The 288-nt window shown below is 69.4% G+C and carries 1 protein-coding gene; it reads right to left on the bottom strand.

Translation table 11 applies throughout. From position 1 onward, the window contains the following. Positions 1–288: DUF222 domain-containing protein (locus SBI80_RS28170; RefSeq protein ID WP_318978440.1), on the bottom strand; the 288-nt coding region annotated here is incomplete at both ends.

Genomic DNA, 288 nt, shown 5'->3' with positions numbered 1-288 from the left:
GGGGACGGTGCAGCCGGGTTTGGTGCAGCCCCGGTCGCGGGCGTGTAGCACGATGCGTTGTCCGACCGAGGCCAGGCGTTTGGTGCGGCCCAGGTGGAGCGGTTGGTGGGTGTGCTGGTCGAAGACGGCCAGGTAGTGGATCGCGTGGGAGGCCATGCGGATCAGGTCGGTCATCGGCAGTACGGAGCCGCCGCCGGTGACTCCCGAGCCGGCGGCGGCTTCTAGGTCGTGCAGGGTGGTGGAGACGATGACGGTGACGGGTAGGCCGTTGTGCTGGCCGAGTTCGCC

Source organism: Mycolicibacterium sichuanense (assembly GCF_033741125.1).
GTDB lineage: Bacteria > Actinomycetota > Actinomycetes > Mycobacteriales > Mycobacteriaceae > Mycobacterium.
The sequence above is the reverse complement of the archived record's forward strand: the minus strand, read 5'-3'. Positions and strand labels throughout refer to the sequence as shown.